The organism is Dyadobacter fanqingshengii, from assembly GCF_023822005.2.
GTDB lineage: Bacteria > Bacteroidota > Bacteroidia > Cytophagales > Spirosomataceae > Dyadobacter > Dyadobacter fanqingshengii.
In genome coordinates this window covers 5,886,498-5,901,532 of sequence record NZ_CP098806.1, presented here as the reverse complement: position 1 = coordinate 5,901,532, position 15,035 = coordinate 5,886,498, and the positions used below count along the sequence as shown (strand labels likewise).

At 45.4% G+C, this 15,035-nt stretch carries 10 protein-coding genes; 2 read left to right on the top strand and 8 right to left on the bottom strand.

Annotated features, from left to right (window positions below; translation table 11 throughout):
• The first annotated feature begins 59 nt into the window (after positions 1-59).
• A complete protein-coding gene (locus tag NFI81_RS24780; protein WP_234616171.1) occupies positions 60-3,167 on the top strand; it encodes an efflux RND transporter permease subunit in 3,108 nt (1,035 codons plus the stop codon).
• A gap of 99 nt (positions 3,168-3,266) precedes the next feature.
• On the opposite strand, the gene NFI81_RS24775 is transcribed toward NFI81_RS24780, so the two are convergent.
• From NFI81_RS24775 to NFI81_RS24755, 5 genes are all read right to left on the bottom strand, one after another.
• Positions 3,267-4,697, bottom strand: coding sequence for a hybrid sensor histidine kinase/response regulator (locus NFI81_RS24775; protein WP_234616170.1), 1,431 nt, complete (start codon positions 4,695-4,697; stop codon positions 3,267-3,269).
• A 31-nt stretch (positions 4,698-4,728) separates the two neighbouring features.
• A complete protein-coding gene (locus NFI81_RS24770; protein WP_234616169.1) occupies positions 4,729-6,195 on the bottom strand; it encodes a sigma-54-dependent transcriptional regulator in 1,467 nt (488 codons plus the stop codon).
• A 42-nt stretch (positions 6,196-6,237) separates the two neighbouring features.
• Positions 6,238-7,680 carry an RNA polymerase factor sigma-54 gene (rpoN, locus tag NFI81_RS24765; RefSeq protein ID WP_234616168.1) on the bottom strand — a complete coding sequence of 481 codons (1,443 nt, stop codon included), beginning with the start codon at positions 7,678-7,680 and terminating at the stop codon, positions 6,238-6,240.
• Between the two features lie 489 nt (positions 7,681-8,169).
• Complete coding sequence (locus tag NFI81_RS24760) at positions 8,170-8,481, bottom strand: hypothetical protein (protein ID WP_234616167.1); 312 nt, start codon at positions 8,479-8,481, stop codon at positions 8,170-8,172.
• Between the two features lie 54 nt (positions 8,482-8,535).
• Positions 8,536-8,835, bottom strand: a complete 300-nt coding sequence (locus NFI81_RS24755; RefSeq protein ID WP_252176022.1) for a YtxH domain-containing protein — start codon at positions 8,833-8,835, stop codon at positions 8,536-8,538.
• 269 nt (positions 8,836-9,104) lie between these two features.
• Between NFI81_RS24755 and NFI81_RS24750 the strand changes: the two genes are divergently transcribed.
• Positions 9,105-9,494 carry a response regulator gene (locus NFI81_RS24750; protein WP_234616165.1) on the top strand — a complete coding sequence of 130 codons (390 nt, stop codon included), beginning with the start codon at positions 9,105-9,107 and terminating at the stop codon, positions 9,492-9,494.
• A 108-nt stretch (positions 9,495-9,602) separates the two neighbouring features.
• Here the strand turns inward: NFI81_RS24750 and NFI81_RS24745 are convergent, their stop codons facing one another.
• The 3 genes from NFI81_RS24745 to pgmB all read right to left on the bottom strand — a co-directional run bounded on the left by NFI81_RS24745 (position 9,603) and on the right by pgmB (position 15,027).
• Positions 9,603-11,834, bottom strand: a complete 2,232-nt coding sequence (locus tag NFI81_RS24745) for a tetratricopeptide repeat protein (RefSeq protein WP_234616164.1) — start codon at positions 11,832-11,834, stop codon at positions 9,603-9,605.
• Positions 11,835-12,016: 182 nt separating this feature from the next.
• On the bottom strand, positions 12,017-14,332 hold the full coding sequence (locus NFI81_RS24740; RefSeq protein ID WP_234616163.1) for a glycoside hydrolase family 65 protein: 2,316 nt from the start codon (positions 14,330-14,332) through the stop codon (positions 12,017-12,019).
• Between the two features lie 38 nt (positions 14,333-14,370).
• The gene (gene pgmB, locus NFI81_RS24735) at positions 14,371-15,027 is read right to left on the bottom strand and encodes a beta-phosphoglucomutase (protein ID WP_234616162.1); all 657 of its coding nucleotides are present in this window, start codon (positions 15,025-15,027) and stop codon (positions 14,371-14,373) included.
• Positions 15,028-15,035: the final 8 nt, after the last annotated feature.

Here is a 15,035-nt window from a genome sequence, read left to right as displayed (position 1 = left end):
CAGCGCAACGGCACCCGCTCATTCAGCGCAACGGCGCCCGCTCATTCACTTATTAAAAAATGAATAAATTCATTCGCGGAATCGTGGGCTTTTCTTTGAAAAACCGCTTTTTCATATTCTTTATGACCGGTCTGCTGATCATCGCAGGGATCGTCAGCTATCGCGATACGCCGCTGGAAGCGTTTCCGGATGTTACCAATACGCAAATCATTATCGTTACCCAGTGGAATGGGCGGAGCGCGGAGGAAATCGAGCGCTTTGTGACGGTCCCTATTGAAGTCGCGATGAATTCGGTGCAGCAAAAATCGAATGTTCGCAGCACCACAATGTTCGGTTTGAGCATTATCAAAATCATTTTCGATGATAATGTGGAAGACTTTTTTGCCCGGCAACAGGTTAATAATCAACTCCGTAACATCTCGCTTCCCGAAGGCGTCGAGCCCGACGTCCAGCCTCCATACGGGCCGACAGGCGAAATTTTCCGCTTTACATTAAAGAGCAAAGACCGCGACAGTCGCGAGTTACTGACATTACACAACTGGGTTATTGACAGGCAACTAAGGAGCATTCCGGGTGTTGCGGATGTGGTTGCGTTTGGTGGAAGAGAGAAAATCTACGAAGTGCAGGTTAACCCCACCAAACTGGTTAAATACAACATTACACCGCTGGAAGTTTACCAGGCGGTGACGAAAAGCAATGTCAATGTGGGTGGCGATGTGATCGAGAAAAACGGGCAGGCATATGTAGTCCGCGGAATCGGTTTGTTAAACTCTATCCCTGATATTCAGAACATTATCGTTGAGTTTGTTAAAGACAATCCTGTGCTTGTGAAGGACGTAGCAGATGTGAAAGAATCGGATATGCCGCGAGTCGGGCAGGTTGGGCTGGATGGAAATGATGATGTGGTGGAAGGGATTGTAGTGCAGAGAAAGGGCGAAAATCCCAGCGAAGTGCTCGCGCGTATAAAGGATAAGGTTAAGGAATTGAACACCAAAATCCTCCCGCCAGACGTCAAAATGGTCACTTTTTACGACCGCGACAACCTGATCGAGTTTTGTGCGCATACCGTAAAGCATAACCTCATTGAAGGCATTGTGCTGGTAACGGTGATCGTGTTCCTGTTTATGGCCGACTGGCGCACAACGGTCATTGTGTCCATTATCATTCCGCTTGCGCTATTATTTGCCTTTATGTGCCTGAAATTGAAGGGAATGTCGGCCAATTTGCTTTCGATGGGGGCGATTGATTTCGGTATCATTATCGACGGTGCCGTGGTGATGGTTGAGGGGATTTTTGTGGCACTGGACCATTTGGCGCATCGCAACGGAATGGACCGTTATAACAAGCTGTCTAAACTTGGGCTGATCAAAAGAACGGGCGGTGAGCTTGGAAAGGCTATTTTCTTTTCCAAACTGATCATTATTACCGCATTGATCCCTATTTTCAGTTTTCAGAAAGTGGAGGGCAAAATGTTTACCCCGCTTGCCTATACGCTTGGTTTTGCTTTGCTGGGTGCACTGCTTTATACATTGACGCTCGTTCCAGTGCTTTGCTCTTTAGTATTGAATAAAAATGTTCGCGAGAAAAGTAATCCGGTCGTCCGGTTCTTTGATAAAACGGTTATTAACGGTTTTGAATGGTGCTATAAGCGTAAAAAACTGAGCGTTGTTTTCGCAACATTGTTCCTCGGGCTCAGCTTGTTTTCGGCCCGATTCCTGGGGACTGAGTTCCTGCCGACATTGAATGAGGGAGCGCTTTGGGTAGAAGCAAAAATGCCCATGAGCAGCTCGCTGAACGAAACGATCAAAATGGTGACGACACTGCGCGCCAAATTGAACGAGTTTCCCGAAGTGAACGGGGTGTTATCCCAAACCGGCCGTTCCAATGATGGGACCGATCCCTCCGGATTTTACTATGTCCAGATGCAGGTTAACCTCAAACCAAAAGACGAATGGAAGCGCAAGATCACCCAGGATCAGCTGATTGAGGAAATGGATAAAAAGCTGAAACAATTCCAGGGTATTAATTACAATTATTCCCAACCCATTATCGATAATGTTGCCGAAGCTGTGGCAGGGATGAACGCAAGTAATGCAGTTAAAATCTACGGGGACGACCTGGAAACACTGAATGCAAAGGCGGATCAGGTGCTGGAAGCGATCAAAAATGTGCCTGGAATTAAGGATGTGGGCATATTACGGAACATTGGGCAACCGGAGATCAGTGTGATTTTGCACGATCACAAAATGGCCCAATACGGGGTTAGCACGGCAGATGCGCAGGCCGTCATTGAAATGGCCATTGGTGGAAAAACAGCTTCGATCCTTTACGAAGGAGAGCGGAAATTTGACATCCGGCTTCGATACGAGGAACAATATCGCAAAACGGTCGATGACATTCAGCAGCTAATGGTGCCCACATTAACCGGCGGCAAAATTCCACTGAAGGAAATATCATCCATCCGGACTGTTACGGGGCCAGCATTTGTGTATCGTGATAATAACAAACGTTTTATCGGGGTTAAATTCTCCGTGCGGGAGCGTGATCTGGGAAGCACAATTGCAGATGCGCAAAACCGCGTTAAGCCATTGTTGAAAACATTGCCAAAAGGTTACTCCGTCAACTGGTCAGGTGAATTTGAAAACCAGGTGCGCGCTACGCAACGGCTCGGACAAGTTGTTCCTATCAGTTTGATCGGGATTTTTATCCTGCTATTCATCATGTTCAGCAATGCCAAAGATGCCGGTTTGGTCTTGATTAATGTTCCCTTTGCATTGATTGGCGGGATCCTGGCTTTGCATGTCACGCATATGAATTTTGGAATATCCGCAGGAGTTGGATTTATCGCGCTGTTTGGGTTATGCGTGCAGAATGGGGTTATTCTGATCTCAGTCTTCAATAAAAATCTATCGGCAAGAATGTCGCTGGATGATGCGATACGGGAAGGAGTTAAATCGCGGATCAGACCTGTTATCATGACCGCATTAATGGCCGCAATCGGTCTGCTGCCCGCCGCGACCTCCACCGGAATCGGCTCGGAAACACAGAAACCCCTGGCCATTGTAGTTATCGGGGGGTTGGTAACGGCAACTGTCCTTACATTGCTGATCTTTCCGATCATTTACGGCTTCTTTTATAGAAAAAGCCGTGCTGTTCGGGCCGCTTAGCACCTCGGCTCCGCTCGGTGTGAGAACGCTAGACAATACGAAGCCCTGTCACACTGAGCGGACCGGGCCGCCGGGCGGCCTAAGTGGTGGTGGGCTGCTTTATTTCCCGTTCTGAAATGTAATGGTAAACGTCGTCCCTTCCCCTACTTCGGACTGCACGTCGATGCGGCCGTGGTGGGCGTGGATGATGCTCATGGTTGTGGATAACCCGATTCCCATTCCGTTATTTTTTCCGGTAAAATAGGGCTCGAAGATCTTTTCCATGTGCTCTTCACTGATCCCGCAGCCATTGTCTGTGAAAATCACCTGAATGTTCTCTCCCTGGCTTTTGGTGCTTATGCTTAGAATGCCTTTGTCCTCTTCCATGGCTTCTATCGCATTGGTAATGAGGTTTAAAAACGCCATTTGTAGCGAAACGGGATCAAGCGGAAATGCCATTTCCTCCTCAGCAAACTGGTTCACGATCTGGATCCGCTTTAATTGAACGCGGTCCAGAGCTGCCCCGATTGCCTGGGTTAACACGGTGTGCACGGAACTGATAACAAGCTCGATATCAGCTGAGCTGGAAGGTTGTAATAACTGTGAAATCAGGTCATTGATACGGTTACAATTACGCTTAATGATCTGCGTGTAGAATTTCTGATCTTCATCCACCAGCTCCATTTCCAGCTGCTCAGCCGACAGGTTCACGTTCGTGAGCGGATTTCTCACCTCATGGGCGAGCATCCGCACCAAACGCCCGGTAACCGCCATTTTTTCGGAAAATAACCTTTCGCGTTCCGACTGCTTGCGGGCCGTCATGTCATGCAGCCTGCCTTGGATGTACGGATGGTTATCGTCCACTTCCAATGTAGCCGAGAAAAGGCAATACTTCTTTTCGCCATCCTTCGTAAGCAACCTCACTTCCTGATCGTGGATCGGGTGATCCTTTATATTTTTCCAGAAGGAATCAAATTGTGCATCTTCCAGCAATTCGAGAATATTTTTTTTTCGGAGATCGTCCTCTGAATATCCTGTAAGCGCGCTGGCTGATGTATTAAGATCGATAATGTTTCCTGCAAGATCGCTGATGAAGAGAAAGTCGTTGGATTCCTCAAAAATCCTTCTGTAACGCCGCTCGCTATGTTTCAATGCTTTCAGCACGGAAGTCCTTTCCAGTGCATAACGAATGCTTCGTTCGAGCTTTTCTGAGTCGAGTTCGCTTTTGATCAGATAATCAGCAGCGCCTAGCCGCAATGCTTCCACGGCGATCTTAGTATCCCCTTTTCCCGTCAAAAGAATGATCGGTTCCTCGCATTCAAACTGGCAAGCCAGTTCAATCAGGTCTATCCCTGTGCTTTCACCCAGCAGATAGTCAAAAAGATAAAGATCGTATTTATGGTCTTTAACGTGCTGCTGCGCGTCCCGGAATGTAGAACACCAGGTTATTTCAAACTTCCAGTTGACCAATTCCTGAAAATACTCGCGTGTGAGGAAATAATCATCCTCATCATCGTCGACGAGGAGAACCTTTATCAATTTACTATTCATTCCGTGCTATATCTCAAACGTAATTCAACAATTAAATGTCAAACTGCTTCATCTTATTGTAGAGTGTCTTCCGGTCAATATTTAATAGTCGAGCCGCTTTACTTTTATTGAAATTTACATCTCGCAGTACTTGCATGATCATGTCATATTCAGCTTCATTGGCCACTGTTTTCAGGCTTGGCTTGGAATCGTCTCCGTCCGATGATTCTGTGATGCTTGCTGCGGGTGCCGATACAGAAGTCGCAGGCTCCTCATCGAGGTCTTTTAGTTTTCTGTAATTTACAATTTCAAATGGCAGCGACTTTTCTTCGATCAGCTCGCCATCCGAAAGCAATGTGGCCCGTTTGATGACATTTTTCAGCTCTCTTAGATTTCCCGGCCATGAATAATTCAGGAAATCGTTCTTTACTTCCTCCGAAAATCCGCTCACATTTTTGTTCAACTCTACATTTGTTGTATCCAGGAATGTGTTTGCAAAAAGCATCAGATCGTCTTTTCTGTTTCTCAAAGCAGGAACTTCAATCGTGAACTCATTGAAACGATAGTAAAGATCCTCTCTGAATTTGCCATTTCTGGCCGAGTCCAGAAGCCTTTCGTTACTTGCAACCAGGATCCTTACATCCAGGTCAATTTCCTTGGAACCGCCAATGCGGCGCATCTTACGCTCCTGCACTACACGCAGCAGTGCGACCTGTATTTCATATGACAAGTTGGAAACTTCATCCAGGAACAAAGTGCCTCCGTTTGCCATTTCAAAATGCCCTATTTTGGTATTTAAAGCCCCTGTAAATGATCCTTTTTCATGTCCGAAAAGCTCACTACCAGCCAATTCCTTGGATATCGCACCGCAGTCCATGGCCACGAAGGGCATATCCCGCCTTTTCGATCGGTTATGGATTTCCGCCGCAATGGCTTCTTTACCCGAACCGCTTTCTCCATAAATAATCACACTGAAATTGGTAGGTGCAACCAGGTCCACCTGGCGGAAAAGGTTATCCGAAACCTCACTCTGTCCCATGACATAGCCGGCCTTTGTCCGCGAGCTCATCTTGCGGGCCGGTTTGGTTGCTTCCGTAGTTCCTCCACTTGTGCCTGATGAGACCGCTGTATATTCAAATTCTTCGTTTTCTTTTGATTCTGCGTCTGCAATCGCCTTTTTAACGGTCACCAATATTTCGTCCGGAAACAATGGTTTGGTGATATAGTCGTAAGCGCCGAGTTTCATCACATTCACCGCCACCTTAATGTCGGAATAGCCGGTTATGATGAGTACGGGAACATTAGGACGTTTGGATTTAATCGCTGTCAGCAACTCGGTTCCGGTAATGTCACCCAGCCGGAAGTCGGTCATGACCAGGTCAGGTGAAATGGAATCGATCAGGGCGAGGCCGTCTTTACCGTTTTGCGCAGTTTCTACTATAAAATCATTCTTTGATAAAAATCTTTTCAACAGGAAGCAGATATCTGCCTCGTCATCAACTACAACAATTTTTTTCATGCCAGGTTTTTAGGGCTAAATCAAGTTGGTTTTGTAAGCTGCTTAAATGGTAACTCGTAATCTTGCAGTAGGGATATTTAATTGCTCCCTGTATTTCGCAACAGTCCTTCTAGCCACAGAATAGCCTTTTTCAGAGAGCATATCCGTAATTTGCTGGTCGTTGTATGGGTGTCTTTTATCTTCATCACTCACAATTTCCCGGATGGCCTCCTGAATCTCCCGGTTGGAAACTTCGGTGCCGTCCTCGTTGGTTACTCCTTCTGTAAACAGGTCTTTGAGCAACACAATTCCAAAAGGGGTCTGCACATATTTGTTCGTTGTCACCCTTGACACCGTGGAAATGTCCATACTGATGATCTCGGCAACATCTTTCAGGATCATCGGGCGCAATTTCTTGATATCGCCGGTTTGGAAATAATCATATTGCAATTTAACAATAGCCCTCAAAGTGCTCAGCATTGTATTTTCACGCTGCTTGATCGCATCAATGAACCACTTCGCCGAGTTCATTTTATTTTTAAGGAACTGATTGGTAGCCTTATCATTTTTTTGTTCGGCCATTTGGGTGAATAATTTATTCAACCGCAATGCCGGACTATTGCCCCAGGTAAGCTGCACTTCTATCTCACCGTCCTCTGTATACCGCAGCGAAAAGTCGGGTTTAATGCTTTCGTTAACAATGGAATCATTGCGCAGGCCAGACGCTGGTTTAGGATTTAATGTGGTGATCAATGCGATGGCCTTTTTCAGCGACTCTTCGTCCAGACCGGTAATCCGCATAATCTTATCGTAGTTTCTCGCTCCCAGCTCATCAAAAGCGTCAGTAACGATCTTGCAAGCCCATTTCCAGGTTTCATCCTGATTTTCAATGCGGCTCAGCTGAATTTGCAGGCATTCCCTCAGATCACTTGCGGCAATACCGGCCGGATCAAGCTGCTGGATCACCTTCAACATCAGATTGACCTCGTCCGTGTCAATAAACATGCTATTGGCGAAGGAAATATCGTCTGCGATCACATCACTTTCACGTCTCAGGAAACCGTCTTCATCCAGCGAATCGAGAATAAAGTCGGCAACCAGCTGCTGTCTTTCGTCCAATCTCAGGAAATGCACCTGCTGTTTGAGATCGTCCCGGAAAGACATTGTTTCCACCATGGGACGCGTGTAAAGCTCATTATCAGGAGATTGATTGTTGGCGTAAGTTTTATAGTCAGGAACGTCGTCATCTCTGAACTCGTCCCAGTCATAATAATCCTGCATGGTGTTATCCTCACCGGCTCCGGTGTCGGCGGGATCTTGAAACTCGTCAACAGTATCTTCCGAAGCATTATCCTCCTTACCTTCTTCCAAAATAGGATTTTCTTCAAGCTCCTCCTTAATTCTTTGTTCCAATTCCATTGTCGTCAAATGCAGTAAATTCAGCATCTGAATTTGCAACGGAGAATATTTCAGGGTCTGTCTTTGCGTCTGCGTTTGTCTTTGCATATAGCAACCAAGGGTAAAAAATTAGAATTCTTAAAGTTTAAATTTACGACTCTTTATTCAATCTTTCTTCAATGATCGGTGCGTTTATGAACATTGCGTACTTATTTCCACAGACTGAGTACAAATATTCAGAATGCTGCGCGTATAACGCAGACATCCGGCCAACTCATGTATATTGAACGACCAGGTTAGCAGTATGGAACAGACTTCGTCATACCGGAGGTCAGCACACGTCGCACATTTGCTTAAATCGACAACTACCCCAATTTCACTTAGTTACCCTAAAAACTGGACGGATCACCAGAGCTGGTCTCCGCAAATTCAACCATCAAGGACTGAAAAAATACAGGCAGACAACGAGTTATCACTGCTAACCATTGAGAGACGCGACATAAATTATAACAAAATTCTTGCCTCGTGCTGTTGCACAACAAATGAACCTGCCGCATCCGACAGGTTCCATAGTCTAATAATCTGACTCAATAGTGTTTAAGCCGCAGGGAAGGGCTTTTCCTCTGTATTTTTCTTTACCCACCGAAGTCCTTTCAGCAACAACTCCCTGCCTTCCGGGACGCCGTGTTTAACAATTACATTTTTTACAACCAGTGGCACCACATAATTAAGCGGCGGTGGCAGGCGACGCAATACTGTCTTGGCAAGGAGAGCACTTACACCCATTTCGATGCTTTTCCCGGAGCCGTTTTGACGCCCGGCATGAAACATGTTCCTGAAATAATTGACCGTATTTTCGATCGGCTTCGATGCTTCCATTTTTTCAGAATCTGTTGATGAACCTTTCATATTGCAATGAAGTGATGAAAATTTCCGGCAACATATGTGCTGCCGGAAACCCTGTTATTGATATTTGTTAATTTCTGTTTTGGCATCGTCAGAATATTCCTCAGCTTTATCCCAGGCTGCATCCTTAAATTCCTCACCTTCTTCTTTGATCTGACCGGCAACATCAGTTGCTTTCTCTTTGCTTTTTTCAAGCGCTTCGATCAGGTCGGATGCCAGGCTATTTGTTTTCTTTTTAATCTTCTTTCTGGTTTTGTTACCTTCTTCAGGAGCAAAAAGTAACCCGATAATTGCTCCAACCGCTGCTGCTGTTACGATACCCCAAAATGCTTTATTACCATTCATAATCTTTTCCATTTAATGTGAGACATTCATTTAACTGTGCTGTTTCCCAAAACCTGTACCAGTACCGGAATTGCTTCAAACGGGATAATCATTCTACACATCGGGCTCAGCGAACGCTGTAACCGTTTATTAATTATCTTGTTTAAAAGCGTTTCCAGCATGCAGGATGGCAGGATTATTGTAACAACAGACTCATATTGCGCCCGGTTAAAAACTCAACAAGAACATTTAAACAACCCTTCGATACCAATGACCAAAAATTCTATTTCTGACACATCGCTATGAAGATTGTAATTATTGAAGATGAAAGGGACCTGGGGTTGTTGATGCGCAATTTTTTAGTTAGGCAGTTAAATATCAAGTCACCAGACGCTTCGGTTAGGGTTGCTTCTTCATTGGCAGAAGGCCTTCAATGTATCTACGACATGAACCCCGATTGGATATTCATTGACAACAACTTACCGGACGGAAAAGGAATTAATGAAATTCAGCGGATCAAAAATGCCAACGCCTTACGCGGAGCGAAAATCGTGATGATGAGTGCGATGACCAATTTAAAAGAAGAGGCTTTTAAAAACGGTGCAGATTATTTTCTTGATAAACCGATCAGTTTTGTTGAAGTACAGGGCATATTCGGCAATAACAACAACAATAAGCAGGGCGAGGCCTAATGGGGAAACAGTAGAAAATGTTACTTCAATTGTGGATTTGGTCTGAGAAATTCGTAGAAAATATTTCTCAGCTGGTATTTTTTTGTTGTCAACCAAACAAATATTACCTCAGAACAGAACAGGGCACTTTGTCCCCGATTTCCCACGCGATCCTGGCAATTTTACCTTTTGGCTTTTATAACGGACGCGTTTTTTCTTCTCACTATTACCTTTTTTCTTCTCGTAAGCAATCAGCTTGAAATCGTATTCCGGTATGAAATAATCTTCCTTGTATTCAGCAACGGGAAGCGGCATATAATGTCTCCCGGGAAAGGTAAGAGCGTCATATTCATAATCGTAAAGATATATTGTCACAAATCCATCGCGACTGTATTTGATACCGATGTCCGAGAAAGGGCTATTTTCATCTGAGGAAGCAACAAGCCGCATCATTTCCTTTTGTTTTCCCTTGGCCAGAATGGTCATATTGTATTGAAAAACACGGTGTAGCGAGTCAATTTGCAATGCTACGCCCAGATAATACTTTGCTTCCTTCATCTGCTCTTTTCCTGCATACATAACGGCAGTATTGTTGAGCGCGCTTTTATCCTGATAAGTCTGATAGCTCAGTTTCGCCTCATCAAATTTTTCCAGATAGCGGTAAACATTACCCTGGTTCACATTATAAAACTTTCGGGAAGGAGCATTGTCCATGGCTGTTTTGAAGTCATTGAATGCGCCATCATATCTGGCATTGGCCTCATTTACCTGATGCCGCTGCTCATGTCTGTTCCCGATATAAGCCTGAATGATCCCATGGTTGTTATGCACAAACGGCAGTTCCGGCTTTTCCTTCACCAGGCTGTCAAACAATGCCATAGACTTGTCGAGCTGGTCGTTTTCAAGCAGTACGATGCCCCAGCCGTTTTGCGCATTGACATTGGATGGGTTTAAGGAAATCGCTTTTTTAAAAACCTGATAACCTTTTTTATACATGTCAAAGTGCATCAGCAAATTTCCATAATTGCTCCACATCAGGTCATAACCCTGCTCATACACCAGTGCCTTCGACAGAAACTGCCCTGCCTCGGAATAGCGTTTCTGATCGATCATTATGCTGCTCATTCCTGCCAATGCTTCATAACGCGTAGGGTCCAGCTTAATCGCCTTTTGGAAATCATCCTGTGCGGGGGCCGTTTGTTTCAGATAATATTCAGAGAATGCTTTGGTAACGAAAAGATCTGCAAAGAATTTGTTGTCTTCATTTAGCGCCTTTTCCGCCTTTTTGAAATCTTTTAGCGCCAGATCATATTTTTTCTGCCCGTAATAAGAGACAGCTCGGCCCAGATAGGCAGGCAGATAGGTCGAATCCCTTTTAATTACGCGGTCAAAAAGTGTGAAAGCGGTCTGATACTCGTGTTTTGAAAGATGTGTGTTACCCATTCCGGATTGCAGAGCAGGCGTTTCGCGCTTCAATGTCGACGCTAGCTTGTAATAGCGTTGGGCTTCGCTAATCTGTTTCAACCCGTAAAATGAATGCGCCATACCCAGATAGGCATCGCCCCGGAATGTACGGTCGTCTGTTTCAAGATATTTTTCAAAAACCGCTTTTGCCGCGCCGAACTGGTTGAGTGATAACAATGCATTGGCATAGCGGATCTGCGCTTTCAAATGCGTTCGAGAGACTTTTTCAAAATCTTTTACTGCTTTCTTCTCATTGCCCGTTCGCATCAGGATGTCGCCTCTTTGCAACCGGTAGGCCATTTCGTCTTTCTGGCGGATGGCCGTCGCCATTTCGTCCACAGCTTCGGAAAATTGATTATTGAATTTATAAACCATTCCCAGGTTGTAATTCCATTTTCCATGTGTGTTTTTTGCACTATTGCCATTTGCATACCCGAGCGCGTCGGCGTATTTTTTCTGTTTTGCGTAGGAAACCAGTGTATTCAATGTGGCTTGTGTGCCGCCTGGCGCGTCTGCAAAATCGTTTCTGGCTGCGTCGTACTTGCCGGATAGCAAGCTAAAAAGTCCTCTGTTGTAATGTAAATGTGGATCCTGGGTGCTCAGGTCCAGTTCTTCCATGATATGAAAGGCTTTTTGATGATTACCAAGCAAGGCCAGGATCACCGCTTCATTGTTCATGCGCTGCACGGAATCCGACGGCTGGAAAGCCTGTTTGTGATACAATGCGTATGCTGCTTGTAAGTTGCGTATGCCTCTCTGATATGCTTCGTCGCGCAGTAATGCGGGATTATTTTCTTCGAAAGAGCGGTTGAAAACGGGAAGAAGATCTTTAAGGATTCGCTGGCATTCATTAAAATCCTGTGCAAATGCAGCTCCGCGAGTTAAGAGCGTCAGCATCAGCAACATACTTAAATTAAACAGCAGGCGAATCTTTTGTACCATTACCAAAAAAAGATGGCTCAAAAGACCGAACCTACGAGTTAACTTCCAGATTTACAATATTTCCGGTCACCGTTTAATAGAATCTGCTTAAAATATAATTTTTTAAATAAATAAGATTATCGAAACTAGAACTACTTTTACACCTTGGCGCTCCCAAATGCATCTATGAACAAGCGCTGGTTCCGAAGCATAATGGTCAGTGATTTGCCCGACGTGTTCTGAATATAGACGCCCGTCTTCGAAACCGAAACCAGCAGTGCTGCTCCCTGAAAACCGATTCGGAAGGAATAAGAACTCCATTGCTCAGGCACATAAGGATTCAGGACCAACAAGCCATCTTTCACGCGCTGCCCCGCAAATCCTTTCACAATGCTCATCCAGGTGCCGGCCATGGAAGTGATGTGCAAACCGTCCTCAGTATCATTATTATAATCATCCAGATCCAGTCTTGCCGTGCGCACATACATTTCGTAAGCCTTCTCCTTCAAGCCTATTCTGGCAGCCAAAATAGCGTGAACGCAAGGCGATAACGAGGATTCATGGACGGTCATAGGCTCGTAAAACTCAAAATTGCGTTTGATATCGGCCATTTGAAATTCATCTTCAAAGAAGTAAAGCCCTTGCAAAACATCCGCTTGCTTGATGAAGCAGGAACGCAAAATCCTATCCCAGGACCAGTTTTGATTGATCGGACGCTCGCCTGCAATGTCACTTACGGTCAGGATTTCCTTGTCCAGAAACCCTTGCTGCTGCAAATAAACCTGCCTTTTTTCATCGTATGGAAAATGCATATTTTCAACAATGTGCTTCCACGCCTCCATTTCGCTGTTCAGGCTGAAATTGGTCCTGATAATGATCTCGTTAAGCTTGCGGGAATCCTGCGTCCATAATTTTCCGATGATTTCCAGCGTGTAACGCAATGTCCAGCAGGCAATGTAATTGGTATACCAGTTGTTGTTTACATTATTCTCATACTCATTCGGACCGGTTACACCCAACATCACATATTGCCCTTTCTCCTCAGACCAGTTAATGCGCTGTTTCCAAAACCTGGAAATGCCGATCAGAACTTCAAGGCCCTCATCATTTACATAACTTTCATCGCCCGTGTAACGTGTGTAATCGTAAATAGCATAGGCAATTGCACCGTTTCTGTGGATTTCTTCAAAGGTGATTTCCCATTCATTATGGCATTCCTCGCCATTCATTGTTACCATAGGATAAAGCGCTGCCCCGTCGGAAAAACCAAGCTTTTCTGCGTTCTCAATGGCCTTATCCAATTGCTTGTATCTGTAAACGAGCAGGTTACGCGCGACTTTTTGTTCAGCAGTTGACAAGTAGAACGGGATGCAATAAGCTTCGGTATCCCAATAGGTGCTGCCGCCGTATTTTTCTCCGGTAAATCCTTTCGGGCCGATATTTAAACGTTCGTCTTCACCGGTGTAAGTTTGTCCCAAATGGAAAATGTTAAAACGGATGCCTTGCTGAGCCGCAATGTTGCCTTCAATGGTAATGTCGTTTCGCTCCCATTTAGTGGCCCATGCCTGCATATGCGCTTCCAGCAACTGATCAAATCCTTCCTCAGCGATCCTTGCAACATAAGCTTTGCATTCTTCCACTAATTTTTCCGTTGGATAATTGGTAGAGGAAAGATTAACCCCATACTTATATACGCTAAGCTCCTGGCCCTCTTTCACCTCCATTTTAACCGTCCCGGCCACATATTTATCCATCTTGACAGGCAACGACTGATACCCGGCTTTCAGCCCATTGAGCTTAATATCGAACGCCATCCCTGTCGCTACCCGGAACAATTCCACGCCATACGGATTGGGTTTGGTTTCGAGGATCAGGTAACCCTGTGAAAAGCCCGTTTCCTTGTGCACCTCATTCCAGAAAGACTCATCGTAATTGGCATCCCGGTTCTTTATATTTCCGTCCAGATATGGCGTAATGGTAATGTTATCACTGAAATTCAGCGGCGTTAGCTTGTAACTGATCGCACCGGATTCGTCGTCCGCCATGCTGCAAAAGCGTTTTGAATGGATTTTGATCCGTCTGCCTTCTGCCAGTTTTACGGTTGTTACTCGTTCGAGAACGCCTTCTTTCATGTTCAAGACACGGCTGAATGTTTCGATCTCGCAGGTGTTCAGATCCAGCATTTCCGCGCCGATCCTGATATCAATGCCAATCCAGTTACAGGCATTCAGCACTTTGGCGAAATAATTGGGATAACCATTTTTCCACCAGCCCACGCGTGTTTTGTCAGGAAAGTAAACCCCTGCCACGTAGTTACCGGGTAAAGATTTGCCTGAATAATGTTCTTCAAAGTTCCCGCGCTGGCCCATCCGGCCATTGCCCAGGCTCATTAAGCTTTCGGTTATCTCATTATATTCAGCGTGGAAGCCATTTTCCACGATACACCATTCATCATGGGTGATGTAATTTTTCATGCAGGGTAATGTGTATTAGTAAAATAAACAAGTGCGGACTACGCAAAAGCCGCTTCCATATCCTGGAAATGGAAATCTGCAAAGCCCGGGATAACAATGTCTGCCTGGGTCAAAACAGCCTTCTCCCCTATTCCAACAGCCAGCATTCCTGCCGCTTTCGCCGATTGGATCCCGGCCAGGGCGTCTTCAAATACAACACATTGCGCCGGTAACGCAGCTAGGTCTGCCGCCCCCATCAAAAATACCTGGGGATCCGGTTTGCCAATGGTAATGCGATTTCCGTCGACAATGGTTTCAAAATAGGAAAGCATATCAATGCGCTCCAGAATAACTTTGGCATTTTTACTGGCCGAGCCTAACCCGATCTTTATTCCTCCTTTTTTAAGCTCATCCAAAAACGCGCGGACGCCCGGAAGCGTGTCCGCGGGCGTCATTTGCATGCATAATGCGAGATAACGGCTGTTTTTCTCCGTGGCTCGTTGCAATTTCTCTTCATCTGTAAGTTTTACGCCACCAATGGCCAGGATAATTTCAAGCGATTCCATCCTGCTGATGCCTTTCAAAAGTTCATTTTGAGCGTGGGTGAGATCGAACCCGAGATCATTGGCCAGTTGCCGCCATGCAATGTAATGGTATTTGGCCGTGTCAACAATTACGCCGTCCAGATCAAAAAGGCACGCTTCTATTGAGGGCATATTATTTC

Excerpts from the sequence above, each read along its gene's own strand:
- NFI81_RS24780 (WP_234616171.1), top strand. The coding sequence starts at position 60 with ATGAATAAATTCATTCGCGGAATCGTGGGCTTTTCTTTGAAAAACCGC.
- NFI81_RS24775 (WP_234616170.1), bottom strand. The coding sequence starts at position 4,697 with ATGAATAGTAAATTGATAAAGGTTCTCCTCGTCGACGATGATGAGGAT.
- NFI81_RS24770 (WP_234616169.1), bottom strand. The coding sequence starts at position 6,195 with ATGAAAAAAATTGTTGTAGTTGATGACGAGGCAGATATCTGCTTCCTG.
- rpoN (WP_234616168.1), bottom strand. The coding sequence starts at position 7,680 with ATGCAAAGACAAACGCAGACGCAAAGACAGACCCTGAAATATTCTCCG.
- NFI81_RS24760 (WP_234616167.1), bottom strand. The coding sequence starts at position 8,481 with ATGAAAGGTTCATCAACAGATTCTGAAAAAATGGAAGCATCGAAGCCG.
- NFI81_RS24755 (WP_252176022.1), bottom strand. The coding sequence starts at position 8,835 with ATGGAAAAGATTATGAATGGTAATAAAGCATTTTGGGGTATCGTAACA.
- NFI81_RS24750 (WP_234616165.1), top strand. The coding sequence starts at position 9,105 with ATGAAGATTGTAATTATTGAAGATGAAAGGGACCTGGGGTTGTTGATG.
- NFI81_RS24745 (WP_234616164.1), bottom strand. The coding sequence starts at position 11,834 with ATGCTGACGCTCTTAACTCGCGGAGCTGCATTTGCACAGGATTTTAAT.
- NFI81_RS24740 (WP_234616163.1), bottom strand. The coding sequence starts at position 14,332 with ATGAAAAATTACATCACCCATGATGAATGGTGTATCGTGGAAAATGGC.
- pgmB (WP_234616162.1), bottom strand. The coding sequence starts at position 15,027 with ATGCCCTCAATAGAAGCGTGCCTTTTTGATCTGGACGGCGTAATTGTT.